Genomic DNA, 25,810 nt, shown 5'->3' with positions numbered 1-25,810 from the left:
TCAGGCTTCCAGGGCGGCCAGCAGGGCCTCGCCCATCAGAGTACGGCGCCAGCCCTTGAGGTTGTCCGGCAACTGGTAAGGGCCATCCGGGTAACCGCTCTTGAGCAGGGCTTCGAGGGATTTCTTGCGCAGCATCAGTTCCGGGGCGATTTGCAGGCGTTCGGCTTCGCGCTGGCCGACCGCACGCAGCTTCTTCAGCAATACGGTGGACTCCAGTGGCAACGGCTGCGGCAGTGCTTCCGGCCACTGCGCCGGAGGCAGGGCGCCGGCTTCGCGGATCAGTTGCAGCAGAGTCTCGCCATCCTGGCGCACGGTCTTCGGGTGCATCTCTTCGATCCGCGCCAGATCCACCAGGTTGTCCGGCTGGGTACGTGCCAACGGCCAGAGCGAGTGTTCGCGAATGATGCGGTTGCGTGGCTGGTTGCGCTCGCGGGCCTGACGCTCGCGCCACGCACACAGGGCGCGCAGCACGGCGAGTTGCTGGCGCGACAGCTTCCAGGCCAGCTTGGCCTCGCGATAGGCCTCGTCCGGGTCGATCTCGCGGCGCAGGTTGGCCACCAGTTCGGCGCCATCTTCCAGCACCCAGGCCTGTTTGTCCGCCGACAGCCTGGGCTGCAGCACGCGGTATACCTCAGCCAGGTGCTGGGCATCCTCGGCGGCATAGCTGATCTGGGTCGGCGACAACGGGCGCTGCAACCAGTCCGAACGCGTCTCGCCCTTGGGCAGCTCGATATCAAGCACCGCCTGTACCAGCCGCGAGTAACCCATGGAGAAACCGAGGTTGAGGTAACCGGCCGCCAATTGGGTGTCGAATAACGGCACCGGCAGGCTGCCGGTCAGACGCAGGAACACTTCCAGGTCCTCGCTGCAGGCGTGCAGCACCTTGACCACGTTGGGATCTTCCAACAGGTCGGCGAACGGCGACCAGTCACGGATCTCCAGCGGATCGATGAGAAATGCCCGTTCGCCGTCGCCCACCTGGACCAGGCCGGCGATCGGATAGAAGGTATCGACCCGCATGAACTCGGTATCGAGGGCAACGAACGGCAGGCGCCGCCAGTCGGTGCAATGACGGGCCAGGCTGGCGTCGTCGAGAATCCAGTGAATGTCGATAGCCACGCGGTACTCCTTGGGCAATGCCGCGCAGTATATATCGCCAGCAGCCCTGACCATGCACCTTGCGTCACTCCTGCCCCATGTGGCGTGCACATGGGGTGGCGTGACTGACCTTAGACCAACTGCTCGCGCAGCCGCTGCACCAGCGCGGCGGAGCTGGCCTGCATCGGTGGACGCAGCCCATCGCTGATCAGCCCCTGCAAGGCCAGCAGGCTCTTTACCGGCGCCGGATTAGGCTCGGCGAACATCAGCCGGATCAGCGGCAGCAGTTGATAGAAGATCGCCCGCGCTGCCTGCAGCTCGCCGGCGGCAACACACTCCACCAATCGCACGAACTGTTCCGGCTGAACATGCGCCGAAGCGGCAATCGCCCCGCTGCCGCCCAGGCACAGGGTGGTGAACAGCTGAGCGTCCTCGCCTGCCAGGACGTCCAGCAGACCTTCGGCAAGCAGCGCCTGGGTCTTGTCGGGGTCGCCGCCACAATCCTTGATCGCCACCACACGCGGGTGCCCGGCCAGCTCGCGCAGGGTTTCCAGCTCCAGGCGTGCGCCGGTGCGGTAAGGAATGTCGTAGATAATCAGCGGCACGCTGGCGGCCTCGGCAATGGCACCGAACCAGGTCAGCAACCCTTGCTGCGAGGGACGAATGTAGTACGGCGCGGCGACGAGCAACCCGGCCAGGGGGCGGCGCTGTATTTCACGCTGCTGGGCCAGTACCTCATCGAGGTTGTTGCCCGCCAGGCCCATTACCAGGCGTTCGCCGGGTACCCATTCGAGCAAGGCATCGAGTATCGCCAACTGCTCGCCCTTGCTCAGGGCTGCCGCCTCACCGGTCGAGCCGCAAACCACCAGGCCGGCGACACCCGCCGCGAACATGCGCTCGGCCACACGACGTAGTGCGGCGAAATCAACCGCGCCATCGGCAGTGAACGGCGTGACCAGCGGAACCCAGACTCCAGAAAACACAGGCATTGCATATCTCCTTCAGGCTGACCGTAAACGTCACCGTCGGAGGGATGCAGGGAGTTGTCGTGCAAGAAAGGTTCGACCTTCGCGCCTACTGTCCTGTCAGCCCATCTGACGGGACAGCGCGCCCCGGTCAAATGAGCGACTGTTTCTTCGATTTACCTGCACCAGCGCCACGCACCAGCGCCTGGGCCAGAAAGGCCAGGTCGAGGGTCGATGAGTGGGCAGTGGCGGGCATGTACAACTCGGGGAAAACACGTGATGAAGGCCTGAATACTGCGAAAGCCGTACCACGCTTGTCAACCACGCTGACGTGAAACCTGTGTCATTCAGCAAACCTGCAATCCTGGCATTAGCCGTCTGCGGCTGCTAAAACCCCAGTCAAACAAAAAACGAGCCTTCACAGGCACCACACACGGGGAACCTTCCATGAAAAAACTGCTGGGCCTGCTCGGCCTGTTGATCGCGCTGGCGGTCATCTACCTCGCCATCACCCCAAGCCCTGTCGACCCCGCCGCCTGGAAACCACCTGTAGCGCCCCTGCTGACTGGCGTCCTGGAACCCAATGACACGCTGATGAAGGCCGAACTGCTGGGCCGTGGCGAAATCCATGGCCCGGAAGACACCGCCGTCGACGCCCAGGGACGCGTTTATGCCGGCCTGCATGATGGCCGCATCGTGCGTATCGATGCCGAAGACAATGTCGAGACGTTCGCTGAAACCGGCGGTCGCCCACTGGGCCTGGATTTCGATGCCCAGGGCAACCTGATCGTCGCCGACGCGTACAAGGGCCTGCTGCGCATCGACCCGCAAGGCAAGACCGAAGTGCTCACTACCAGCGCCGACGGCATCCCCTTCGCCTTCACCGACGACCTCGACATCGCCAGCGACGGGCGCATCTACTTCAGTGATGCCTCGAGCAAGTTCCAGCAACCGGAGTACCTGCTCGACCTCTTCGAAGGTCGCCCCCATGGCCGCCTGCTGCGCTACGACCCGGCCACCGGCAAGACCGAAACCTTGCTCAAGGACCTGTACTTCGCCAACGGCATCGCGCTGTCGCAGAATGAGGACTTCGTCCTGGTCAACGAAACCTACCGCTACCGCATCACCCGCTACTGGCTCAAGGGCGACAAGGCCGGCACCCACGATGTGTTCATCGACAACCTGCCGGGCATGCCCGACAACCTCCAGGGAGACCGTGCCGGTACTTTCTGGGTGGCCCTGCCAACGCCACGCAATCCCGCTGCCGACTTCCTGCAGGACAAGCCTTTCCTCAAGGCCCAACTGACCAAGCTGCCCCAGTGGATGTGGCCGAAACCGCAGGCCTATGGCTTCGTCATCGCCCTCGACGAGCAGGGCCAGATCGTCCGCAGCCTGCATGACACCAGCGGTAGCCACCTGCGCATGATCACCTCGGCCAAGCCGGTAGGCGACTTCCTCTACCTGGGCAGTCTGGACAACGACCGCATCGGCAAGCTGAAGATTCACTGAGTGCCTGAGCCAGGCGATGCGTCTGCATCGCCTGGCAAGTTCAATCCACCGCGTGCACCCAAAGCGCTCGCGGCAAAACCTCCACCCGCCTCAAACAGCCGGCATCGGCGCCGAAGCCATTGCTGCCGACGCCGGTTCGCCCAGCAACGCCTGCATGCGTGAACGCACTTCGGCCATCAGCTCCGGCAGTTGCTCGGCACTGTACTTGCTGGCATCGATGGGTTCGCCCACGTGCAGCTCCACCGGCTGGCCCAGGTTGAAACGCCAGGTGCGAGCCGGCAGCACATGATGAATGCCACGGAAGGCAATCGGCACGATCAGCGCCCGGGTATCCAGGGCCAGATGGAAGCAACCCTTCTTGAACGGCTGCAACTGCCCATCCTTCGAGCGGGTGCCCTCGGGCGCCGCCCACAGGACGATGCCGCTTTCCATCATCTGCCGGGCGACTTCCAGGTCCTGGCGCGCCTGCTGGGGATGGTGGCGGTCGATGGAGGGGAACTCGGCCTTGCGGATCGTCGCGCCGAACAGCGGAATCCGGAACAGCTCCTTCTTCGACAGCATGCGGATCGAACCCGGCAACGCGGCGAACGTAGCCGGGATGTCGTAATGACTGGCATGGCTGCTGAGCAGGATGTAGCGCCGCCCGTCGTTGAATGCCGGCACCGCGCCATGCACGCTCAAACGCATGCGCACCAGCCGCAGCAACAGGCCCGACCAGGTACGCGTATAACGGTCGATATGCGCACGCTGCAGGCGCCCGCACGCGGAGCGCAGCAGGATCAGCACACAGAAATATTGGGTCACCAGCAGCGTCCCCAGTACCACGCCAACACGGCGGGCCAGGTTGGCGCTCTCTATGGCTGGATGCAGGCTCAGCATGGGAACTCCTTGTGGGGTGCGCCACGCTGAACCGGGGCACCCTTCTCGTACTGTAAAAAATGGGGTGATCATTGAACCCTGTTCCGTATCGTCCATCCACGGACGACCACGTTGCAAGCGTTCACAGGGCGCTGGCACTACCGACACGCACCGCTCGCCAGACACCGGGCAGGTTCTTATGATGCCCAGAGCCAGGCAATCGACACAGGAGTTCTCATGCCACTCGCTCAACTGCTCACCGCCACCGAACTGCACGCTCGCCTGGGCCAGCCCGATCTGGTCATCCTCGACTGCCGCTTCGCCCTCGATGACCCGGGGCTCGGTGCCCGCAGCTATGGGCAAGGGCATATTCCCAGCGCTCACTTCGCCGATCTCGAGCGCGACCTTTCCGCCCCCGTACGCAAGGGCGTGACTGGGCGGCATCCCCTGCCGGAGGTGCCCCTGCTGATCGAGAAACTGAAGGATTGGGGCATCGGCGCCGACTCCACCATCGTGCTCTACGATGATGGCCCCGGCGCCTTTGCCGCACGCGCCTGGTGGCTATTGGCGTGGCTGGGCAAGCGGGACGGCGTGTTCCTGCTCGATGGGGGTCTCAAGGCCTGGAAAGACGCGGGCCTGCCGCTCGATGAAGCCATTCCGTCAACACAGCGCGGCACGTTCAGCGGCCAACCCGACCCGTCCCTGTTGCTGAGCGCCGAGCAGTTGCAACAACGCCTGAATACCCCTGCGCTGACCCTGCTCGATGCCCGCGCTCTGCCGCGCTTTCGGGGTGAAGTGGAACCGCTGGACCCGGTTGCTGGGCACATTCCCGGCGCCCAATGCGCAGTATTCACCGACAACCTCGGCAGCGATGGGCATTTCCTGCCCGCCGACCAATTGCGTCAACGCTTTGCGGCGCTGCTGGGTGGCAAGCCGGTGGAGCACCTGGTGGCCTATTGTGGCTCCGGCGTGACGGCCTGCCACAACCTGTTCGCCCTGAGCCTTGCGGGCTATCCGCTGGCGCCGTTGTATGCGGGTTCCTGGAGCGAATGGATTACCGATGCCACACGCCCGGTGGCAACCGGAGACTGAGGGGCTCGAACAGCTGTGCAGAACCTGGGCTCTGCACGCCGTTTGGCACTTCATGTGCGGGTCGCTTTCGAGCGCCCTGTACAGCATCCGCCTCCGTCCGCGCGGTGCGCAGGGCGCCCCCTGACGTAATAAGGCTATCCCCTTGCTGATGGCAGGTGCACCCTGCTCCCTGCCACACGGGTGGCAGATTCTCGTCCCGTCGGAAGAAACGGTGGAGGACAGTCAGCAACCCTGGAGGCTGCGCAGCCGCTTTGGCGTCAGCCCCAGGTAGCGGCGCATGGCGGTGGTCAGCGCACTCTGGCTGGAAAAGCCGCACTCTTCGGCAATCCGCACCAGCGGTAGCGGGGTTTCGCGCAGCAGCCGCGCGGCGCGATCGAGGCGGGCTTTCAACAGGTATTGGTGGGGCGTGAAGCCCACGCTGTCCTTGAACTGCGCATGGAAATGGCTGGGACTGAGGCAGGCAACCTGTGCCAACTCGATCACCGTGATGCGCCGGGCCAGGTGCTCGGCGATGTAACGGTCCAGCTTTTCGATATCCAGCACGCCGCCGACTGGCTGTGCCTGCTCGCCAAACAGGCGCAGGTGCAGGGCACGAAGCAAGACACCACCCAGCGCGCGCGCCAGATGAGGGTCACTGCCGTAGCGCGCCAGTTCGGCACCGGCGTAGCTCAGCAGGTTCTGGAAGTCGGCATCCAGCGCGGGGAAGCGTGGATTCTCGAACAGTTGCTCAAGTAGAAGCAGATCCTCGGGAGACGTGCCCTGCTCGTCCAGATCGAGAATCAGCATGCGGTTGTCGCCCATACCGGCGAACTGGTGTTCCGCATCGCCCGGCACCAGACAGGCGCGCATGCGACAAACCTCGCCACCATTGCCGTTGACCTCGAATTCCGCACGGCCAGCCAGCGACATGACCAACTGGTGGAAGTCGTGGGCGTGTTCATGGGCCTGGGTATCGAGGCGCGCGAGGCGGGCTTTGAGCATGCTGTCTTCTGAGCAAATTTTGCGCACTTTACTGCAATCCTCCCAAGCCTGCCCAACCGAGCCGCCGGACGGACACGGCCTGCAAAAAGTTGGAGGATTGAAATCACCGCCGTGGCGTCCCATTAAAGGAAGAGGAATTGAGCCAAGGTGCCCCATGAGCGAAGACAACACCGCCGAATTCATCGAAGCGCAGGCCAGCAGCCTCGCTCTACCCGGCCAGACACTGCCGGACAAGCTGTACATCATCCCGATCCACAACCGTCCGTTCTTCCCCGCGCAGGTGCTGCCGGTGATCGTCAATGAAGAGCACTGGGCGGAAACCCTGGAGCTGGTCAGCAATACCGATCATCACAGCCTGGCGCTGTTCTACGTCGACCAACCGGTGACCGATCCGCGTCACTTCGACACTGCGAGCCTGCCGGAGCACGGCACCCTGGTACGCATCCACCACGCCAGCCGTGGCGACGGCAAGCTGCAGTTCGTTGCCCAGGGCCTCAATCGCGTGCGCATCCGTGGCTGGCTCAAGCGCCACCGTCCACCCTACCTCGCCGAAGTGGAATACCCACAGAACGCCGACGACAGCCGTGACGAGGTCAAGGCCTACGGCATGGCGCTGATCAATGCGATCAAGGAACTGTTGCCGCTCAATCCGCTGTACAGCGAAGAGCTGAAGAATTACCTGAACCGTTTCAGCCCCAACCAGCCCTCGCCGCTGACCGACTTCGCCGCCGCGCTGACCACCGCAGCGCCCAAGGACCTGCAGGAAGTGCTCGACACCGTGCCCATCCTGCAGCGCATGGAGAAGGTGCTGCCGATGCTGCGCAAAGAGGTCGAAGTCGCGCGTCTGCAGAGTGAGCTGTCCGCCGAGGTCAACCGCAAGATCGGCGATCACCAGCGCGAGTTCTTCCTCAAGGAACAGCTGAAGATCATCCAGCAGGAACTGGGCATCACCAAGGACGACCGCAGCGCCGATGCCGACGAATTCCGCGCGCGCCTGCAGGGCCGTACGCTGCCGGCGCAGGCGCAGAAACGTATCGACGAGGAACTGGCCAAACTGGCGATCCTGGAAACCGGCTCGCCGGAATACGCCGTGACACGCAATTACCTGGACTGGGCCAGCAGCGTGCCGTGGGGCCTCTTCGGCGCAGACAAGCTCGACCTCGGCCATGCCCGCCAGGTGCTCGACAGCCAGCACGCCGGCCTCGACGACGTGAAGAGCCGCATCCTCGAATTCCTCGCCGTGGGGGCCTTCAAGGGCGAGATCGCCGGCTCCATCGTGCTGTTGGTCGGCCCACCCGGCGTGGGCAAGACCAGCATCGGCAAGTCCATCGCCGAATCCCTCGGCCGGCCGTTCTACCGTTTCAGCGTCGGCGGCATGCGCGACGAGGCGGAGATCAAGGGCCACCGCCGTACCTACATCGGTGCCATGCCCGGCAAGCTGGTGCAGGCGCTGAAGGATGTCGAGGTGATGAACCCGGTGATCATGCTCGACGAGATCGACAAGATGGGCAGCAGCTTCCAGGGCGACCCCGCCTCGGCCCTGCTGGAAACCCTGGACCCGGAACAGAACGCCGAATTCCTCGACCATTACCTCGACCTGCGCCTGGACCTGTCCAAGGTGCTGTTCGTCTGCACCGCCAATACCCTCGACTCCATCCCCGGCCCGTTGCTCGACCGCATGGAAGTGATCCGCCTGTCCGGCTACATCACCGAGGAAAAACTGGCCATCGCCAAGCGCCACCTGTGGCCCAAGCAGTTGGAGAAGGCCGGCGTGCCGAAGAACCGCCTGGCCATCAGCGACGCTGCCCTACGCCTGGTGATCGAAGGCTACGCCCGCGAGGCCGGCGTGCGCCAACTGGAGAAGCAGTTGGGCAAGCTGGTGCGCAAGGTCGTGGTCAAGCTGCTGGAAGACCCGCAGGCGAAGATCAAGATCACACCCAAGGACCTGGAGAGCTACCTGGGCATGCCGCATTTCCGTACCGAGCAGGTGTTGTCCGGCATCGGCGTGATCACTGGCCTGGCCTGGACCAGCATGGGCGGCGCCACCCTGCCTATCGAGGCCACACGCATCCACACCCTCAATCGCGGCTTCAAGCTCACCGGCCAACTCGGCGAGGTGATGAAGGAATCGGCAGAAATCGCCTACAGCTACATCAGCTCGCACCTGAAGACCTTCAAGGGCGACCCGACCTTCTTCGACCAGGCCTTCGTCCACCTGCACGTACCGGACGGCGCCACACCGAAGGATGGCCCCAGCGCCGGGGTAACCATGGCCAGCGCCTTGCTCTCCCTGGCGCGCAACCAGGCCCCGAAGAAAGGCGTGGCGATGACCGGCGAGCTGTCGCTGACCGGACAGGTGATGCCGATTGGTGGTGTGCGTGAAAAGGTAATCGCCGCCCGCCGGCAGAAAATCCACGAGTTGATCCTGCCGGAAGCCAACCGCGGCGACTTCACTGAGCTGCCGGAGTACCTCAAGGAAGGTCTCACCGTGCATTTCGCCAAACGCTTCGCCGACGTGGCCAAGGTGCTGTTCCCGTAGTACGGCCTGACGAGCCCTTTTGCTCGTCGGTCTCCAGCGGCCGGCAATCAGTCCTTCGCGAGCAGGACGCGCTCCCCCGGCAAACGCTTGTGGGAGCGCGCCACGCGCGCGAAATGAGCGATGCAAGGCTTTGTCACGGCAGAGCCCAGCCGGCTATGCTGCCGGCATTCGCCAGATACAGGAGTTGACCATGACCATCACCCCCCGCCTGCTGCTGCCCGCTGCTCTGGTCCTGCTCGGCGCCTGCGCCCAGCAGCCGCCGAGCAGCGTGACCGTGCAGGAAAAACAGCTGGGCCACTGCCCATTGCAGCTGCATGCCGGACAGACACTGACCATCAGCCTGCCGAGCAACCCGACCACCGGCTATCGTTGGGCCGTGGTCGATGCGGCGCCCAGCGTATTGCGCAGCCTCGGGCCAGAGGTCTACAGCCCCGAGCAGAGCGGTGAGGTGGTCGGCAGCGGCGGCAAGTCGACCTGGCGCTACCGTGTGCTGCAGGCCGGCAGCGGCCGCCTGCTGATGCATTACCAGCAGCCCTGGCAGACCGACGTGGCACCGGCGCAAAGCATCGACTGCCAACTCGTCGTGCAATGACGGTTGGGTCGCGCCGGCCACTTGGATAAAATGCCGGCCTTTTCGCCAGACCGCCCGGAATTGCCGTGAGCCAACAACCCGACCGCCTCTTCGCCCAGCCCCTCGCCGAACCGCAGGACTTTGTGTTCAACGAGGACGTGGTGCGCGTGTTTCCCGACATGATCAAGCGCTCGGCGCCCGGTTACCCGACCATCGTCGAGAACATCGGCGTGCTCGCCGCCCAGTTTGCCCAGCCCCACTCCACCCTGTACGACCTCGGCAGCTCGCTGGGCGCGGTGACCCAGGCCCTGCGCCGGCATGTGCGCCAGGATGATTGCCGGGTCATCGCCGTGGACAACTCGGCAGCCATGGTCGAGCGCTGCCGCGAATACATGAACGCCCAGGACTCGATGTTTCAGGAGCTGCTGCCGGTCGAGGTGATCGAGGCCGACATCCTCGCCCTGGAGTTCCAGCCCGCCTCGCTGGTGGCACTGAACTTCACCCTGCAGTTCATCCCGCCGGAGCAGCGTCTCGGCCTGTTGACCCGTATCCGCCAGGCGCTGCTGCCGGGCGGTGCGCTGATTCTCTCGGAAAAACTGCGCTTCGAGGACGAGCAGCAACACGCCCTGCTCACCGACCTGCATATCGCCTTCAAGCGGGCCAACGGCTACAGCGACCTGGAGATTGCGCAGAAACGCAGCGCCATCGAGAACGTGATGAAGCCGGACAGCCTCGAGCAACACCGCGAACGCCTGCTCACGGCCGGTTTCAGCCAGGTCGTGCCGTGGTTCCAGTGCATCAACTTCGCCTCGCTGATTGCCCTGCCATGAGTAGCGGCCAGCTGCAAACCCGTGCGCTGCACCTCGACGCCTTGCAACGAACCCTGGCAGGTACGCCCTTGCAAGCCTGGGGCGCCGACCTGCCCCGGCAGATCGACGCCAAGCTGGAGATCGGCCACGGCGACCTGCAGCGTTGGTACGCCGCGGTACAGGCCCTGCCTGACCTGGCCGTCGAACAGCAGGACCTGGTCGACCACTTGCGCCTTGACGGGCCCTGCGACGAAACCACGCGCGCCACGCTGAAAAGCGCCCTGCAAGGGTTGATTCCCTGGCGCAAGGGGCCTTTCGACCTGTTCGGCGTGCATGTCGACACCGAGTGGCGCTCGGACTGGAAGTGGCAACGCGTCGCCGCGCATCTGGATCTGCGCGGCAAGCGCGTGCTGGATGTCGGCTGCGGCAATGGCTACTACCTGTGGCGCATGCTGGGAGCCGGCGCGGGCAGCGTGGTCGGCGTCGACCCCAACTGGCTGTTCCTCAACCAGTTCCTCGCGGTGAAACGCTACCTGCCCGACCTGCCTGCCTGGCACTTGCCGCTGGCCCTGGAAGAGCTGCCACCCAAGCTGGAAGGCTTCGACACGGTGTTTTCCATGGGCGTGCTTTACCACCGCCGCTCCCCGGTGGACCACCTGCTGGACCTGAAGGATTGCCTGCTCAAGGGTGGCGAACTGGTGCTGGAAACATTGGTAGTCGAGGGCGATGCCCAGCAGGTGCTGGTGCCCGAGGATCGCTATGCGCAGATGCGCAATGTCTGGTTCCTGCCCTCGGTGCCGGCACTGGAGCTGTGGTTGCGCCGTGCCGGGTTCATCAACGTGCGCTGCGTGGATGTATCGGTCACCAGCATCGAAGAGCAGCGCAGCACCGAGTGGATGCGCTTCCAGTCACTGCCCGAGTTCCTCGACCCGAACGACCACAGCCGCACCGTCGAAGGCCTGCCCGCGCCAATGCGCGCCGTGCTGGTGGCACGCAAGCCGTAGGCCTTAATGCGCGCCGCGAAATGTCACGGCGCGCATGACCTCACACCAGCTCGATACGGTCGTCGTGAATGACGATCTTGCCCTGTTTGAACAACCCGCCGATGGCCTTCTTGAACGTGCCCTTGCTGACGCCAAAGGCCTGGGCGATGACTTCGGGCGGGCTCTTGTCGCTGAGTGCCAGGCTGCCGCCCTGCTCGCGCAGGCGAGCCAGGATCTGCTCGCCCAGGCTGCCTGTTGCTTCCTGGCCAACCGGTTGCAGGCTGAGGCTGATCTTGCCGTCGGCACGCAGCTCCTTGATGAAGCCTTTCTCCTGCATGCCATTGCGCAGGAACTTGAACACTTCGTTCTTGTGGATCAGCCCCCAATGCTGGCCATTGATAATGGCCTTGAAGCCCATGTCGGTTTTCTCCACCACCAGCAGGTCTACGGCCTGCCCCACGGCATAGCGTGGTGGCATCTTGTCCAGGTAGCGATCCAGGCGTGCGGTGGCAGTGATGCGTTTGGTGCGTTTATCCAGGTACACGTGGACCACGCAGTAATCGCCCACCTGCAACGGACGCTTCTCTTCCGAATGCGGCAGCAGCAGATCCTTGGGTAGGCCCCAGTCGAGGAACAGGCCGATCCGGTTGATTTCGACGACCTTGAGGCTGGCGAAGCCGCCCACCTGGACCTTGGGCTTTTCCGTGGTGGCGATCACCCGGTCTTCGCTGTCCAGGTAAACGAATACGTTCAGCCAATCACCGATCTCGTGGGGTTCGCCCTTGGGCACGTAACGATTGGGCAGGAGGATCTCGCCGTCGGCATCGCCGTCCAGATAAAGACCGAAGTCGGTCTCCTTGACCACCTGCAATGAGTTGTAGCGCCCGATCAGAGCCATGTTCACCACCTTGTCTGCAAGGTTGCCATTCTACCCGTTGCCGCCGTTTGCCGCTGCCGCGACGACGCATGCGTTACAACCTGCAGCCATTCAGTGCTGGCGCCTTGCACATCCTTGTTTCAGAATCATGACAAGCCGCGACCCCGGCTCTCCCACCCAGTCTTAGGTTCTGTACGAAAAGTGCCTGCGCTCGGTGATGCATCGTTAAAAATCGATTCGGAATGCTCATTTACTACTCGTAAATTCCGCTTCCTCACCGCTTTTTGCCTTGCCTGACCTTCGCTCGGCGACTTTTCGTACAGAACCTAGTTACATGGATTCTCACTGCCTGATCTCAGGAGTTCCTGTGCGCAGCTCCACTCGCTGGTCGTTGTCCCCTGTCGCATCGCTTGCTGCGCTCAGCCTGTTGTTCATCGCATTGCCCATGGCCAGCCGTTACGGGCTTGGCTGGTCCGATGTTTCCGGTTATCTCTCCGACCTCGCCATCGGCAGTCTGCTGGTGCTGCTCAGCTATCGCCGGCCGTGGCTGGCCATCCCGCTGATGCTGGCATGGGCCGTGATGCTACTGGGCAGCGCGGAACTGGTAACAGCCGTTGGCCGCCTGCCGGAGCCGGGCGACCTGAAATACCTGACCGACCCGCAATTTCTCAGCCACTCGACCAGCGGCGCCGGCATTACCTATCCGTTGCTTGCAGCAGGCCTGGGTATTGGCACATTGGCCTGCCTGCTGACCGGACGCCGGCGCTGGCGAGCACTGCCGCGCTACAGCTACGCCCTGCCCGTGGTACTGCTGCTCGCCCATGCCACCGACCAATACCTTGCGCCCAGCGAGGCAGACCAGTGGAAGCAGTTCAACCTGCCGCACAAGCTGTTGGCCGAAAGCAGCAACGCGGCGCAACTGACCCTGGAGAACTGGCTGGACGGTGATACCGCAACCCCGCCGGACATTCGCGGCCTGGCACAGCTCGACCTCGACGGCACGTCCCTGCTGGCCAATGGAGGCAAGGCGCGCAACGTGTTGATCATCGCGATGGAAGGCATTCCCGGCGCCTATATCGCCGGTAACCGCGAAGCGCTGCACAGCAGCTATGACGAAGACCTGATGCCGCGCCTGAGCCAGTGGGCCGAACGCAGCATGTCCACACCCGACTACGTACTGCACGCCCACCAGACCATTCGCGGCCTGTACGCGATGCTGTGCGGCGACTACGACAAGCTCAACTCGGGCACGCCCAAGGGTGTCGAGCTGCTCAACAACCAGACCCGTAACGAGCAATGCCTGCCCGCGCAACTGCGCTCGCAGGGGTTCAGCACGCACTTTCTGCAGGGTGCCGGGCTGCGTTTCATGGCCAAGGACCAGATCATGCCGCACATGGGTTTCCAGCAAACCCATGGCCGCGAATGGTTCCGCAACAAACCCTATGTGGAATTCCCCTGGGGCATGGACGACAAGGCGTATTTTGAAGGCGCGCTCGGCTACGTGAAGCAGCTGCGCCAGAAGAAACAACCGTGGATGCTGACCCTGCTCACGGTCGGCACCCACCAGCCCTACTCCGCGCCACGCGACTACCTCGAGCGCTATTCAAGCCCCAAGCTGGCAGCAATCAGCTACCTGGACGATGCCATCGCCGACTTCCTTGCCGGCCTGGAGAAACAGGGTGCTTTGAAAGACACCCTGGTTATCCTCACCTCCGACGAATCCCACGGCATCGAGAATGTCCGCCTGGCCTCGGCCTGGGGGTTCAACCTGGTCCTGGCGCCGGATCAAGCCGCGCTACCCGGCATCAAGACCGGCGTTTACGGGCATGTTGACCTGGCGGCCTCGGTGCTCGACTACTTTGCCCTGCCCGTGCCGGACAACATCAGCGGTCGCTCACTGTTTCGCGACTACAGCACGCCACGCCAGATCATCTCCTACACCAACGGCTTGCTGCGCCAGCATGACGGCAAGGTTCTCACCGAGTGCAACTTCCAGCAGGTCTGCCGACGCTACAGCAGCACCGGTTTCATCGCCGACAGCGCGCCTTACATTGGCCGCATCAGCGGCAAGCAGGCACGTCTGGTCAGCCAGAAAGCGGACTTGCTCGACCAATCGATCAGCGGCGGCCAGATCGGCCAGCGCTATCAGTTCGCCAACCGCGAACGCATCGACCTCAAAACGGACGACAGCAATGACTGGGCCGACAACCTGATCGGCGCGCAGTACCTGGAAATGCCCAAGGGCACCCGAACCCGCGTGACCCTGAAGATCGATGCCCTGCGCATGGATCACCAGGGCGCCGTGCTGCACCTGAAAACCAAGGAGTTCGATCGCGACGTGACGCTGGCTATTCCCGAGTTGCCAGCCCTGAAACGTGGGCAGAGCATCGAGCTGAGCTTCGACTTCGACAACCTCGAAACCCGCAAGGCATTCTCCTTCCACCTGACCGGCAAGGGGCGGGGCAGTATCCGCATCAGCGACTTCAGCGTGATCACCGAGCCGCTACCCCTGGAGCTGGTTGCGACCCAGACCGACGAGAGCGGGGAAACGTTGCTGCCGTAACCCACAAGTACCGGCGGCTTCTCCTGTTCCAGGTGTGCAGGCGCGGGCCCGAACATCCAGCGCGCCTCACGACCTCGCGGCCATGGGCCGATCCCACGGAAGCCCTGTCGAACCGACCTTTCATGGCTGACACGGCCAAACCTGGACGCTGCCAGCAGACCGTCAGGGCTTGAGCCCCAGGCGCAGCAATTTGCCATTGCGCTCGTCGGTCAGCACATACAGGTAGCCGTCCGGCCCCTGGCGCACATCGCGGATGCGCCAGCCCTGCTTCGTCAGCAAGCGTTCCTCGTGTACCACCTTGTCACCCTCGAGCTGCAGACGGATCAAGGACTGGTCCGCCAGGGCACCGACGAACAGGCTCTTCTGCCAGGCGGGAAAACGCTCGGCGGAATAGAACGCCATGCCACTCACGCCCGGCGACTTCTTCCACACATGGTGAGGTGCTTCGGTGCCCGGCACGGTTTCGCCCTTGGCCTCGGGAATCGGCAGCATGCTGTAGTTGATGCCGTGGGTCGCCAGTGGCCAGCCATAGTTCTTGCCGGGCTGGGGAATGTTGATCTCGTCACCACCCCGTGGGCCATGCTCATGCAGCCACAGCTGGCCACTCTGTGGATTGATCGCCGCGCCCTGCACGTTGCGATGACCGTAGGAGTAGATTTCGCCACGCGCCTCGTCCTTGCCCACGAATGGGTTGTCTGGCGGGATGCTGCCATCGGGGAAGACCCGCACCAGCTTGCCCTGCAGCTTGTCCAGATCCTGTGAGGCGGCACGTTGGCCGTTTTCGCCCAAGGTAATGAACAGGTGTCCACTGCGGTCGAAAATCAGGCGCGAACCGAAGTGTTGCCCCGTGGAAAGCTTGGGTTGCTGGCGGAAGATCACCTGAAAGTCCTCCAGCCTGCTCTTGTCCTCGCTCAAGCGGCCACGGCCGACGGCGGTTCCCGCCTTGTCGCCGTCGGCATCCGCCTCGGCATAGCTCAGGTAGACCAGGCGATCCTTGGCAAAATCCGGAGACAGCTGCACATCGAGCAGCCCGCCCTGACTGCGGGCGAACACGGCCGGGACACCCTTTATCGCGGCAGACAATTGCCCCTCCCCGCTCAGCCAGCGCAAGCGCCCGGGCCGTTCGGTGATCAGACTACCCTGCCCCTCCGGCAGGAACGCCACGCCCCACGGATTCTCCAGCCCGTCCACCACCTGCTCCACCTGCAGCGCCCCCAGCTCGCTGGGCTCCTCACTCGCGTGGGCCAGCAAGGGCAAGCTCAACAACAGGCCACACAGCCCGGCACGCATTCGATCATGGCTCATGAAATTCTCCTTGCGGTTCATGCACACGCTCATCGCGCGTGCCGTTCGACGTCAGACAATCTTGTAGCGCAATCCCGCGATACTCGGCTGTACGGGTACAATCGCCGATCATTTCATTTTGTGACGACCGACCATGAGCGAAGCCGAACGCCTGTCCAAACGCCTGACACAACTGCTGCCCTGTTCGCGGCGGGAGTCGGAGCTGTACATCGAGGGTGGCTGGGTCACCGTCGACGGCAAGGTGATCGAGGAACCGCAACACAAGGTACGTGACGAAAAGATCGAACTGCTGCCCGGCGCGGTCGCGCAAACCCTGCCGCCGGTGACCATCCTGCTGCACAAGCCGGCCGGCATCGGCTGCGGCCTGGGCGCCAACTCAGCGATGCAACTGCTGACCCTGGCCAACCGCGCCAGTGACGACGCCAGTGGTATCCGTCCATTGCAACGCCACTTCCAGCGCCTCGACATGCTCACCCCGCTGGAAACCGATTCCAGCGGCCTGGTGGTCTTCAGCCAGGGACGCAGCATGATTCGCCTGTTCAAGGACGACGGACAGACGCTCGAACACGAATACCTGGTCGAAGTCAGCGGCCAGATCATCGAACACGGCCTCAAGCGTATCGCCCATGGCCTCGGCTACAAGGGCACCATCCTGCCGCCGTGCAAGGTCAGTTGGCAGAACGAGACCCGCCTGCGCTTTGCCCTCAAGGCCGTGCAGCCGGGGCAGTTGCGCTTCATGTGCGAAAGCGTCGGCCTGCAGGTCGTCAGCATCCGCCGCCTGCGTATCGGCCGGCTGGCCATGGCCAAGCTGCCGGTCGGCCAGTGGCGGTACCTGACCCAGCACGAGCGCTTCTGAGTCGAAAGGAAAGCACGAGGGCCCATCACTCGGACGTATGCCAAGCAATTACTCCGCAACCGGTCGGACCGGGCTAGACTCCATGACCTTACTGCCCATGGAGAACTGACATGCTCAAAGCCGAATACCAGCGTCGCGGCCCGGTGCCGCAGGACGTCATCGAAGCTGTCGACCTGACCCTGCCGGTGCTGCAAGCCGGCCAGGTGCTGATCAAGGTTCTGGCTGCACCGATCAACCCCTCCGATGTTCTCACTCTGACCGGGGAATACGGCATGCTGCCGCCGCTGCCGGCGATTGGCGGCAATGAAGGTGTCGGCCGGGTCGAGGAGCTGGGCGAAGGCGTCAGCAAACTCAAGGTCGGCCAGAATGTGCTGCTGCCGGTCGGTAGCGGTACCTGGGTCACTCACCTGATCGCCGATGTCGACAAGCTGATCCCGCTGCCGGATGCCGACCCACAGCAACTGGCCATGCTCACCGTCAACCCGCCGACCGCCTCCCTGCTGCTCAGCGAATTCGTCGACCTCAAGCCGGGGGACTGGGTAATCCAGAACGCCGCCAACTCCGGCGTCGGCAGCTACCTGATTCAGTTGGCGAAGATCCGCGGTTTCAAGACCGTCAACGTGGTACGCCGCGAATCAGCCGCCGAAGCCGTGCGTGCCGAAGGGGGCGACGTGGTATTGGTGGATGGCCCCGATCTGCACAAGCGCGTGCGCGAAGCGACCGGGAGCGCCCCGATCCTGCTGGCCATCGACGCCGTGGCCGGTACCGGCACCGAGCACCTGGCCAACTGCCTGAGCGACGGCGGCGTGCTGGTCAACTACGGCCGCATGAGTGGCCAGCCCTGCCAGATCACGCCCAGCGCGTTCGTCTTCCGCGACATCACCATGCGCGGCTTCTGGCTGGCCAAGTGGTTCCGCACCGCCAGCCAGGCCGATCAGTTCCGCGTGTTTGGTGAGTTGATCCAACTGATTGCTGCTGGCCGCCTGAAAGCCCGCATCGGCGCGACCTACAACATCACGCAGATCAAGGAAGCCGTGGCCGCAGCCGCCAGTGGTGAGCGTGACGGCAAGATCGTGCTGGTGCCCTGACCGGGCAGGCAGTGATGCAGGAGCCTGGGCGGGCTCCTGCATGTCAGTCACTCGGCAGTCGGCTTCTTGCGCTTGAGCGGCGCCATGCCGTCCTGGCTCACCACCGCTGAGGGCGCGTTGTTCGGCCGAGCGGTTGGCTTGCGCTTCGGTGCGGCCTTGGCAGTGGCTTTCTTGCCATCCTTGCCGACCACCTTTTTCTTCTTCACACCCGCGGCCTTACCCGACGCCTTGACGTTCTTCGGCCCCTGGTAGCTGCCCTTGAGCTCCTTGATGACGCGGCGCTCGAAATGCTGCTTCAGGTAGCGCTCGATACTCGACATCAGGTTCCAGTCGTTGTGGCAGATGAGCGAGATCGCCAACCCTTCACCACCGGCACGGCCAGTACGCCCGATGCGGTGCACGTACTCGTCACCGGAACGCGGCATGTCGAAGTTGATGACCAGGTCCAGGCCTTCCACGTCCAGGCCACGCGCGGCCACGTCGGTCGCGACGAGAATCTTGGTGCCACCCTGGCGCAGACGCTCGATGGCCAGCTTGCGGTCCTTCTGATCCTTCTCGCCGTGCAGTACGAACACCTTGAACTCGTCTGCCACCAGATGCCCATACAAGCGGTCGGCCTGGGCTCGGGTATTGGTGAAGATGATCGCCTTCTGATAGGTCTCGTGGGTCAGCAGCCACTGCACCAGGCGCTCTTTGTGCACCGGATCGTCGGCCGTGATGATCTGCTGGCGGGTTTTCTCGTTCAGCTCGCTGACGCTGTTGAGCTTCAGGTGCACCGGGTTACGCAACACCTTGCCAACCACGTCGCGCAGGCCCGCGCCGCCGCTGGTGGCGGAGAACAGCAGGGTCTGCTGGCGATTGGCACATTCCTGGGTGAGGCGTTCGAGGTCTTCGGCGAACCCCATGTCGAGCATGCGGTCCGCTTCGTCGAGGATCAGCACCTGCACCGCCTTGAGGCTCAAGGTGCCGGCATTCAGGTGTTCGATCAGACGCCCTGGCGTGGCGATCAGCACATCCGGCAGCTTGCGCAGCAACGCGGCCTGGACCTTGAAGTCCTCGCCACCGGTGACCAGCCCGGACTTGATGAAGGTGAACTGCGAGAAGCGCTCGACTTCCTTCAGCGTCTGCTGCGCCAGTTCACGGGTCGGCAGCAGGATCAGCGAACGAATTTCCACCCGCGGCTTGGCGTCGCCGATCAGGCGATTGAGCAACGGCAGGAGGAAAGCCGCGGTCTTGCCGCTGCCAGTCTGCGCCACCACCCGCAGGTCGTGCCCTTCCAGCGCCGGCGGAATCGCCGCCTGCTGCACCGGAGTCGGCTCGGTGAAGTTGAGCTCGGTCACGGCCTTGAGCAGGCGTTCATGCAGGGCGAATTGGGAGAACACGGGGCTTACCTCGACAGAATCAGCAAAACAGCTGCATAGGTTACCGGTTCTGCCGGGCAAAAGCCCGATTGGCAATAGCAGAACAATCCGAACGTCAAGCCAGGATGCCTGGCCGGAGCAGAGATCACTCACCAGGTGATGACCAATACGTATGCTCCCGGTAGAAGCTCGACGCCACAATCTCACTAGCCCTGTGTTGGTAATCCTAAGAATGGCTCAGCCGATCTATCCAGCTTCCTGATTACGCTATCCGTGACACCGAACACTTCGACAATTACGCAATACCCGAAACGAAGACCCAAACCCTGACAGCCTGGACAATACGTCACCATCCCCAAAGATGGTGCGCCGCTCAAACTCGACCCATACGGTCAATTCCGGGACACTATTCCCACTGTTACTTTCCGCCGCTCACGCCTGACAACCAATGTATTCCGATGGTATTCAACCTTCAGGGGGGCAATACGGCCGCTCTGCTGGGTACCAGGCTCTATCCACGCAATGACAGGACGAGCAGCCAGTTTCTTAAATTGAATTAGCCCACTCATCCAGCTGGAGACCTTGTAATGACCCTGCACGCTACCAATCCAACATGGCGCCGCTATTTGATCGCCCTGGTACAAACCGCCGGCCTCTTGGCCTTGCGCGCGCTTCTCGTTGTACTCGGCTTGGTGGTCGTACCTCTTGCTCTCCCCTTCCGTCGCACCGATGAATCAACGCGACAACCTTTCACAGCCAGCAATGGGGATTGGGTGTTGGTGACCCTGCCACAATGGGCTTGGTTGTGGAGCAATGATCGTGACGGTGCAGTGGGTGATAAAAGAGGCTGGTGGCACACCAATGCCCCATTTGGTCTGGGAGCCCACCATTGGCTTTCGATGCTGATCTGGCTCGCATTCCGCAATCCAGCAAACAATGCCCGATTCACCCGATTGATGGGATGCCCCGTTACAGAATGCGATTTCGAGTTCTGGGGCGATGAAGTCGTCAAGGATAGAGTCGGTCAAGGCGGCCGGCGCTTCTTGGTGGCTACCCATCGGAATACCGGCAGGCGCTATAGCGGGCTGTACTGGGTAAAAACATGGAGCAGCAAACGAGCACTGGTCGTACAGATTGGCTTCAAAGGCGAACCATCCGACTGGGCCGAAGATTACAGTAACGATCCGAGTCGCCAGTGGAAGGGACTGACCTTTGAGGTCAACCCCTGGAAAAACATTGCCTGAGCATTTCAAAACATAGACTAGCGGCCCGCAGGGCCGCATATTCCTGAGGATTACCTCACCTCCCGTCAGACAGCTACTCAAGCTCACCGCCACGCCGGTAGAATGCGCGCCGTCGTTCAATACCGGACGCCATGGGTTCCCTAACCCCATCCATCAAAAAGGCACGACCATGATTCTGCTCCCCGAGCCGCGCCAGCGCATGGCGTTGGCTGTGCTTATCGCATTCCACATTCTGATCATCATCGCCAGCAACTACCTGGTGCAGTTACCGATCATCCTGTTCGGCTGGCACACCACCTGGGGCGCGTTCAGTTTCCCGTTCATCTTCCTCGCCACCGACCTCACCGTGCGCCTGCTCGGCAAACATCAGGCGCGCCAGGTCATCGCGCGGGTCATGCTGCCTGCGCTGCTGGCGTCCTATGTGGTCTCGGTGCTGTTCCAGGAAGGGGTCTTCCATGGCCTGGAAGCGCTGGGCCAGTTCAACGAGATCGTGCTGCGTATCTCGATTGCCAGCTTCCTCGCCTATACGGTCGGGCAATTCCTCGATATCCAGGTCTTCGACCGCTTGCGCCGCCTGCGCCAGTGGTGGGTCGCACCGACGCTGGCGACAGTCGTCGGCAGCTTGGTGGATACTTTCGTGTTCTTTTCGGTCGCCTTCTGGCACAGCAGCGACCCGTTCATGGCCGAACACTGGGTGGAGATCGCCACCGTCGACTACGGCGTCAAGCTAGCCGTCAGCCTGCTGCTGTTCGTGCCGCTGTACGGCGTGCTGCTCAATGCCATCCTGCGCGTGCTTGCGGGCCGGGAGAAGGCCGCAGCCTGAAGCGATCTTTAGCCAAGGATGGTCACCACAAGCTGGTTGGCCATCCTTCGCTGATCGTTCCCACGCTCTGCGTGGGGATGCCGCCTGTGGCGCTCTGCGCCGCGCTTTTGGAGTAGGCCGCACGGTCGCGGACGCGGAGCGTCCTGGGGTGCGTTCCCACGCGGAGCGTGGGAACGATCAAATCAAAAGCAACTAGCGCCCCTTACTTCACCTCGAACGACAGCGTCGCCACATGGGTCACGCTGTCGTACTGCTTGCCGTCCACTGTCGCCGAGCCGTTGATCTGCGCGGCAACTTCCAGCACATAACGGCCGGGGAATGGCGTATCCAGCGCCACGCTGCCATCGGCTGCCGGTTTGAGCACGCGCGACCATTCTGCCGAGGTATGCACGTTGACCTGCGAGGCCGACACCACGGTGCCTTTCCAATGCAGCTTGAACACATTGCCGCCTGACTCGATGGGCACCAGTTCCAGGTCGTTCTGCGCCTTGGTCTCGCTACGCCCTTCACGTGCCTCGTAGATGGTCAGCGCCGTACCGTCGGGTTTCTTCGCCAGTAGACGCAGGTCACCAGTCACGACTTGCGGCACGCCATAGGCATCGCCCGAAGGTGCCAGCGTCTGAAACTTGCCCCCAGCCAGGCGCAACTGAGGCTCCAATAACGTGGACAGGCTCAGGCGTTCGCTTGGCTGGAAATCACTGAGATACGCCTTCCCCGGCTGGTCGGCGCTACGCTCGATCCACAAGTAATCGGCCTGTGCCAAAGACGCGCTACCCAGCGCCAGCACGGCCACCAGGGCATGACGGGAGGAACATGAAAACATGGGGATTCCTTTCTGTGGGGTTACGAAAAGCCCGGTGAAAATACATCGTTCATCTTTAAAGACGAATGAGTTGGGAAAAACCTGCATCAGTGATGCGTTTTTCTGAGCGGCCGCCCTGGCGGCTACACCACAGCCCGTTGCAGGCGATGCGAACAATGGCGCCCGGTCATTTCTGCCCTTAATCGTTGCAAAAATTCGTCTCCATTCCCGGTAAGCCCATGATTTACCTATTCTTGACAGTTCTTACCCCACCCTTACCCAACACCGGCAACTCGCTCTCTATAGTGGGCACCCTCCCACTTCGCCACAGTGCATGCCGATGTCCAGATTTCGCCCCCGCTACCTATTGCCCGCCGTCATCGCCCTCGCCATCGGTGCCTATGCCATCAAGACCTGGGTACTCCCGGCGCCTGCCAACACGGGCCTGCTGACGGCCGAGGTGCGCAAAGCCGATATCGAGCAGACCGTCATCGCCACCGGCACGCTGGAGGCTTTCAAGCAGGTCAGCGTCGGTGCTCAGGTCTCCGGACAGATCACCCGGTTGCATGTCGATTTCGGTGATCAGGTCAAACAGGGCGACCCGATTGCCGAGATCGACTCGCTGACGCGCCAGAACGACCTGGCCAACGCCAAGGCCTCTCTCGCCAATGTCAGGGCTCAGCGTGCGGTACAGGCTGCGACGCTGAAGAAGGTCCAGCTCGCCTTCGCCCGGCAGAAGGCGATGCTCGCGCAGAACGCCAGTTCTCGCGAAGACTACGAAAATGCCGAGGCCGACCTGGCCACCGCCAAGGCCCAGGTCGCCGCCCTTGACGCCCAGATCCAGCAGGCGCAGATCCAGGTTTCCACCGCCGAAGTGGACCTCGGCTACACGCGCATCACCGCGCCCATCGATGGCACCGTGGTCGGCGTGGTGGTCAAGGAAGGTCAGACGGTGAACTCGGCGCAGTCGGCACCGACCATCGTCAAGGTCGCCCAGCTCGATCAGATGACCGTGCGCGCGGAAATCTCCGAGGCCGACGTGGTCAACCTCAAGCCCGGCCTGCCGGTGTACTTCACCATCCTCGGCGAGCCGGGCAAGCGCTACAACGCCACCCTGCGCATGATCGAACCGGCTCCCGACTCGATCAACACCAGCGACAGCGGCACCAGCAGCTCATCCACCAGCAGCTCGACCGATACGGCCGTCTATTACATCGGCGTGTTCGACGTGCCGAACCCGGATGGCAAGCTGCGCATCGCCATGACCACCGAAGTGAACATCGTGCTCGACAGCGCCAAGGGCGTGCCGAGCCTGCCGGTCTCCGCCCTTGGCACCGCCAATCGTGATGGCAGCTACACCGTGCGGGTGCTGAAAGGCGGCAAGGTCGAACCACGGGATATCCGCACCGGGCTGGAAAACTCGATCAACGCCCAGGTGCTCGATGGCCTGCAGGTCGGCGACAAGGTGGTGCTGGGTGACGCCGCGGCGGGGTCCTCCACGACCGTGCGCATGCGCGGCGGGCCGATGAGGCTCTGACATGGCACTTCTCGAACTGCGCGGCCTGCGCCGCGAATTCCCGGCGGGCGAACAGACCATCGCCGTGCTCAAGGACATCGACCTGAGCATCGAGCAAGGCGAGATGGTCGCCATCATCGGCGCCTCTGGCTCGGGCAAGTCGACCCTGATGAACGTCCTCGGCTGCCTCGACCGTCCCAGCGCCGGGACCTACAAGGTCGCGGGTCGCGAAACCGGCAGCCTGATCCCTGATGAGCTGGCCGAGCTGCGCCGCGAATACTTCGGTTTCATCTTCCAGCGCTACCACCTGCTGGCCGATCTGGACGCCGTGGGCAATGTGGAAATCCCTGCCATCTATGCCGGCAAGGACGCCGCCAGCCGCCACCAGCGCGCCGAGGCCCTGTTGCAGCGCCTGGGCCTGGGCGAACGCCTCGGCCACAAGCCGAGCCAGCTTTCCGGTGGCCAGCAGCAACGCGTGTCCATCGCCCGGGCGTTGATGAATGGTGGTCAGGTGATTCTTGCCGACGAACCCACCGGCGCCCTCGACAGCCACAGCGGCGAAGAGATGCTCAAGCTGCTGCGCGAGCTGCATGCCGCCGGGCATACGGTGATCATCGTCACCCACGACATGAAGGTGGCGGAAACAGCCGACCGCCTGATCGAGATCAGCGACGGCTGCATCATTGCCGACCGCCGCCTGCGCGACGGTGATGAAGCGGTGCGCGCCCTCGACGAGCCAGCTCCCGCACGCGGAGCCAATGCGCTGCGCGCCAGCTTCGGCCAGTTCCGCGAAGCCTTTCGCATGGCCTTGCTGGCGATGCTGTCGCACAAGCTGCGCACCTTTCTGACCATGCTCGGCATCATCATCGGCATTGCCTCGGTGGTCTCGGTGGTGGCACTCGGTCAGGGTTCGCAACAGCAGATCCTGCAGAACATCAGTGCCATCGGCACCAACACCATCGACATCTACCCCGGCAGTGGCTTCGGTGACCGCCGCTCGGCACGCATCCAGACCCTGGTACCCGCCGATGCTGAGGCGTTGGCCGGCCAGGACTTCGTCGATAGTGTCACGCCCTCGGTGTCCAGCTCCGGCACCCTGCGCTACCGGGAGCAGGCCCTGTCCGTATCCATGAGTGGCGTCGGCGAGCAGTTCTTCCGCGCCAAGGGCTATACCTTCGCCCAGGGGCGCGCGTTCGACACCAAGGCCGTGCGTGAGTCGGCGCAGAGCGCGGTGATCGACAACAACACCTACAAGAAACTGTTCACCGGTAAACGGGCGCTCGGCCAAGTGATCTTGCTAGGCAACGTACCGGTACGCATCGTCGGTGTGCTCGAGCCGATCCAGAGCAACTTCGGTGGCAGCGAGCAGCTACGTGTGTACCTGCCGTACACGGCCGTGATGAACCGCATGCTCGGCCAGTCGTACCTGGAAAGTATCACCGTGCGGGTCGACGACAGCGTCTCCAGCGATGCCGCCGAGCAGGGCATTATCCGCCTGCTCAAGCGTCGCCACGGAGTGCAGGACTTCTTCGTGATGAACACCGATACCATCCGCCAGACCATCGAGAAAACCAGCCAGACCATGACCCTGCTGATCTCGGCCATCGCCCTGATCTCGCTGCTGGTCGGCGGCATCGGCGTGATGAACATCATGCTGGTGTCGGTTACCGAGCGCACCCGCGAGATCGGCGTGCGCATGGCGGTCGGTGCGCGGCAGAGCGACATCCTTCGCCAGTTCCTAATCGAGGCGGTGCTGGTGTGCCTGATCGGCGGTGCGCTTGGCGTGCTCTCGGCATTGGCTTTTGGTGCGGTCTTCAGCCGTCTCACCAGCGAGTTCAACCTGATCTTCTCCGCCGGTTCCATCGTCGCCGCGTTCCTTTGCTCCACGGTCATCGGCCTGGTGTTCGGCTACCTGCCGGCCCGCAACGCCGCCCGCCTGGACCCCGTCGATGCCCTTTCCCGAGAATAGA

Annotated in this window: 21 protein-coding genes; 13 read left to right on the top strand and 8 right to left on the bottom strand. The window is 63.1% G+C overall.

Annotated features, from left to right (window positions below; genetic code table 11):
- Positions 1-1,119 (bottom strand): ribonuclease D, encoded by a 1,119-nt coding sequence (gene rnd, locus ACWPW0_RS06765; RefSeq protein WP_454254815.1) that lies wholly within the window; start codon positions 1,117-1,119, stop codon positions 1-3.
- Positions 1,120-1,229: 110 nt separating this feature from the next.
- Positions 1,230-2,087, bottom strand: a complete 858-nt coding sequence (dapA, locus tag ACWPW0_RS06760) for a 4-hydroxy-tetrahydrodipicolinate synthase (protein WP_454254814.1) — start codon at positions 2,085-2,087, stop codon at positions 1,230-1,232.
- 423 nt (positions 2,088-2,510) lie between these two features.
- Between dapA and ACWPW0_RS06755 the strand changes: the two genes are divergently transcribed.
- Positions 2,511-3,572, top strand: a complete 1,062-nt coding sequence (locus tag ACWPW0_RS06755) for an SMP-30/gluconolactonase/LRE family protein (RefSeq protein ID WP_454254813.1) — start codon at positions 2,511-2,513, stop codon at positions 3,570-3,572.
- A 90-nt stretch (positions 3,573-3,662) separates the two neighbouring features.
- Here the strand turns inward: ACWPW0_RS06755 and ACWPW0_RS06750 are convergent, their stop codons facing one another.
- Positions 3,663-4,451: a lysophospholipid acyltransferase family protein gene (locus ACWPW0_RS06750; RefSeq protein WP_454254812.1), complete on the bottom strand. Its 789-nt coding sequence runs from the start codon at positions 4,449-4,451 to the stop codon at positions 3,663-3,665.
- 216 nt (positions 4,452-4,667) lie between these two features.
- On the opposite strand from ACWPW0_RS06750, the gene ACWPW0_RS06745 reads away from it, so the two are divergent.
- Positions 4,668-5,522: a sulfurtransferase gene (locus ACWPW0_RS06745; RefSeq protein WP_454254811.1), complete on the top strand. Its 855-nt coding sequence runs from the start codon at positions 4,668-4,670 to the stop codon at positions 5,520-5,522.
- A 222-nt stretch (positions 5,523-5,744) separates the two neighbouring features.
- Here ACWPW0_RS06745 and ACWPW0_RS06740 read toward each other — a convergent pair whose 3' ends face one another.
- Entirely contained in the window at positions 5,745-6,503 is a 759-nt protein-coding gene (locus tag ACWPW0_RS06740; RefSeq protein ID WP_454254810.1) for a helix-turn-helix domain-containing protein, read from the bottom strand.
- Positions 6,504-6,657: 154 nt separating this feature from the next.
- On the opposite strand from ACWPW0_RS06740, the gene lon reads away from it, so the two are divergent.
- The 4 genes from lon to cmoB all read left to right on the top strand — a co-directional run bounded on the left by lon (position 6,658) and on the right by cmoB (position 11,426).
- A complete protein-coding gene (lon, locus tag ACWPW0_RS06735) occupies positions 6,658-9,042 on the top strand; it encodes an endopeptidase La (protein ID WP_454254809.1) in 2,385 nt (794 codons plus the stop codon).
- Positions 9,043-9,232: 190 nt separating this feature from the next.
- Complete coding sequence (locus ACWPW0_RS06730; protein WP_454254808.1) at positions 9,233-9,634, top strand: protease inhibitor I42 family protein; 402 nt, start codon at positions 9,233-9,235, stop codon at positions 9,632-9,634.
- A gap of 65 nt (positions 9,635-9,699) precedes the next feature.
- Positions 9,700-10,443, top strand: coding sequence for a carboxy-S-adenosyl-L-methionine synthase CmoA (gene cmoA / locus ACWPW0_RS06725; RefSeq protein ID WP_454254807.1), 744 nt, complete (start codon positions 9,700-9,702; stop codon positions 10,441-10,443).
- Positions 10,440-11,426 carry a tRNA 5-methoxyuridine(34)/uridine 5-oxyacetic acid(34) synthase CmoB gene (gene cmoB, locus ACWPW0_RS06720; RefSeq protein WP_454254806.1) on the top strand — a complete coding sequence of 329 codons (987 nt, stop codon included), beginning with the start codon at positions 10,440-10,442 and terminating at the stop codon, positions 11,424-11,426. The genes cmoA and cmoB overlap by 4 nt, the downstream gene beginning before the upstream one ends.
- Before the next feature lie 40 nt (positions 11,427-11,466).
- Here cmoB and ACWPW0_RS06715 read toward each other — a convergent pair whose 3' ends face one another.
- Positions 11,467-12,303, bottom strand: coding sequence for a CvfB family protein (locus tag ACWPW0_RS06715; protein ID WP_454254805.1), 837 nt, complete (start codon positions 12,301-12,303; stop codon positions 11,467-11,469).
- A 346-nt stretch (positions 12,304-12,649) separates the two neighbouring features.
- Here ACWPW0_RS06715 and ACWPW0_RS06710 point away from each other — a divergent pair, with 346 nt between their 5' ends.
- Positions 12,650-14,845 carry an LTA synthase family protein gene (locus ACWPW0_RS06710; protein WP_454254804.1) on the top strand — a complete coding sequence of 732 codons (2,196 nt, stop codon included), beginning with the start codon at positions 12,650-12,652 and terminating at the stop codon, positions 14,843-14,845.
- A 162-nt stretch (positions 14,846-15,007) separates the two neighbouring features.
- On the opposite strand, the gene ACWPW0_RS06705 is transcribed toward ACWPW0_RS06710, so the two are convergent.
- Positions 15,008-16,135, bottom strand: a complete 1,128-nt coding sequence (locus ACWPW0_RS06705; protein ID WP_454256703.1) for a PQQ-dependent sugar dehydrogenase — start codon at positions 16,133-16,135, stop codon at positions 15,008-15,010.
- Between the two features lie 148 nt (positions 16,136-16,283).
- Here ACWPW0_RS06705 and ACWPW0_RS06700 point away from each other — a divergent pair, with 148 nt between their 5' ends.
- Together ACWPW0_RS06700 and ACWPW0_RS06695 are read left to right on the top strand one after the other, a co-directional pair.
- Entirely contained in the window at positions 16,284-17,006 is a 723-nt protein-coding gene (locus ACWPW0_RS06700; protein ID WP_454254803.1) for an rRNA pseudouridine synthase, read from the top strand.
- Between the two features lie 110 nt (positions 17,007-17,116).
- Positions 17,117-18,094 (top strand): zinc-dependent alcohol dehydrogenase family protein, encoded by a 978-nt coding sequence (locus ACWPW0_RS06695; protein WP_454254802.1) that lies wholly within the window; start codon positions 17,117-17,119, stop codon positions 18,092-18,094.
- Positions 18,095-18,141: 47 nt separating this feature from the next.
- Here the strand turns inward: ACWPW0_RS06695 and ACWPW0_RS06690 are convergent, their stop codons facing one another.
- Positions 18,142-19,476, bottom strand: coding sequence for a DEAD/DEAH box helicase (locus ACWPW0_RS06690; RefSeq protein ID WP_447590298.1), 1,335 nt, complete (start codon positions 19,474-19,476; stop codon positions 18,142-18,144).
- 566 nt (positions 19,477-20,042) lie between these two features.
- Between ACWPW0_RS06690 and ACWPW0_RS06685 the strand changes: the two genes are divergently transcribed.
- Positions 20,043-20,699: a DUF7338 family protein gene (locus ACWPW0_RS06685; RefSeq protein ID WP_454254801.1), complete on the top strand. Its 657-nt coding sequence runs from the start codon at positions 20,043-20,045 to the stop codon at positions 20,697-20,699.
- 169 nt (positions 20,700-20,868) lie between these two features.
- Positions 20,869-21,522 carry a 7-cyano-7-deazaguanine/7-aminomethyl-7-deazaguanine transporter gene (locus tag ACWPW0_RS06680; protein WP_454254800.1) on the top strand — a complete coding sequence of 218 codons (654 nt, stop codon included), beginning with the start codon at positions 20,869-20,871 and terminating at the stop codon, positions 21,520-21,522.
- Positions 21,523-21,724: 202 nt separating this feature from the next.
- On the opposite strand, the gene ACWPW0_RS06675 is transcribed toward ACWPW0_RS06680, so the two are convergent.
- Positions 21,725-22,345, bottom strand: coding sequence for a hypothetical protein (locus tag ACWPW0_RS06675; RefSeq protein ID WP_454254799.1), 621 nt, complete (start codon positions 22,343-22,345; stop codon positions 21,725-21,727).
- A gap of 313 nt (positions 22,346-22,658) precedes the next feature.
- Here ACWPW0_RS06675 and ACWPW0_RS06670 point away from each other — a divergent pair, with 313 nt between their 5' ends.
- Together ACWPW0_RS06670 and ACWPW0_RS06665 are read left to right on the top strand one after the other, a co-directional pair.
- On the top strand, positions 22,659-23,861 hold the full coding sequence (locus ACWPW0_RS06670; RefSeq protein WP_454254798.1) for an efflux RND transporter periplasmic adaptor subunit: 1,203 nt from the start codon (positions 22,659-22,661) through the stop codon (positions 23,859-23,861).
- A 1-nt stretch (position 23,862) separates the two neighbouring features.
- Positions 23,863-25,809 carry a MacB family efflux pump subunit gene (locus ACWPW0_RS06665; RefSeq protein ID WP_447590288.1) on the top strand — a complete coding sequence of 649 codons (1,947 nt, stop codon included), beginning with the start codon at positions 23,863-23,865 and terminating at the stop codon, positions 25,807-25,809.
- The last annotated feature ends 1 nt before the right edge of the window (position 25,810 follow it).

It is taken from the genome of Pseudomonas sp. Marseille-Q8238, assembly GCF_965111915.1.
This window is presented reverse-complemented; position numbering and strand designations above follow the sequence as displayed.

Coding starts and splice junctions, on each gene's coding strand:
- ACWPW0_RS06670 (WP_454254798.1), top strand. CDS start 22,659: ATGCCGATGTCCAGATTTCGCCCCCGCTACCTATTGCCCGCCGTCATC.
- lon (WP_454254809.1), top strand. CDS start 6,658: ATGAGCGAAGACAACACCGCCGAATTCATCGAAGCGCAGGCCAGCAGC.
- ACWPW0_RS06755 (WP_454254813.1), top strand. CDS start 2,511: ATGAAAAAACTGCTGGGCCTGCTCGGCCTGTTGATCGCGCTGGCGGTC.
- ACWPW0_RS06680 (WP_454254800.1), top strand. CDS start 20,869: ATGATTCTGCTCCCCGAGCCGCGCCAGCGCATGGCGTTGGCTGTGCTT.
- ACWPW0_RS06730 (WP_454254808.1), top strand. CDS start 9,233: ATGACCATCACCCCCCGCCTGCTGCTGCCCGCTGCTCTGGTCCTGCTC.
- ACWPW0_RS06695 (WP_454254802.1), top strand. CDS start 17,117: ATGCTCAAAGCCGAATACCAGCGTCGCGGCCCGGTGCCGCAGGACGTC.
- ACWPW0_RS06665 (WP_447590288.1), top strand. CDS start 23,863: ATGGCACTTCTCGAACTGCGCGGCCTGCGCCGCGAATTCCCGGCGGGC.
- cmoB (WP_454254806.1), top strand. CDS start 10,440: ATGAGTAGCGGCCAGCTGCAAACCCGTGCGCTGCACCTCGACGCCTTG.
- ACWPW0_RS06750 (WP_454254812.1), bottom strand. CDS start 4,451: ATGCTGAGCCTGCATCCAGCCATAGAGAGCGCCAACCTGGCCCGCCGT.
- ACWPW0_RS06675 (WP_454254799.1), bottom strand. CDS start 22,345: ATGTTTTCATGTTCCTCCCGTCATGCCCTGGTGGCCGTGCTGGCGCTG.
- ACWPW0_RS06745 (WP_454254811.1), top strand. CDS start 4,668: ATGCCACTCGCTCAACTGCTCACCGCCACCGAACTGCACGCTCGCCTG.
- ACWPW0_RS06740 (WP_454254810.1), bottom strand. CDS start 6,503: ATGCTCAAAGCCCGCCTCGCGCGCCTCGATACCCAGGCCCATGAACAC.
- ACWPW0_RS06700 (WP_454254803.1), top strand. CDS start 16,284: ATGAGCGAAGCCGAACGCCTGTCCAAACGCCTGACACAACTGCTGCCC.
- dapA (WP_454254814.1), bottom strand. CDS start 2,087: ATGCCTGTGTTTTCTGGAGTCTGGGTTCCGCTGGTCACGCCGTTCACT.
- ACWPW0_RS06685 (WP_454254801.1), top strand. CDS start 20,043: ATGACCCTGCACGCTACCAATCCAACATGGCGCCGCTATTTGATCGCC.
- ACWPW0_RS06715 (WP_454254805.1), bottom strand. CDS start 12,303: ATGGCTCTGATCGGGCGCTACAACTCATTGCAGGTGGTCAAGGAGACC.
- ACWPW0_RS06705 (WP_454256703.1), bottom strand. CDS start 16,135: ATGCGTGCCGGGCTGTGTGGCCTGTTGTTGAGCTTGCCCTTGCTGGCC.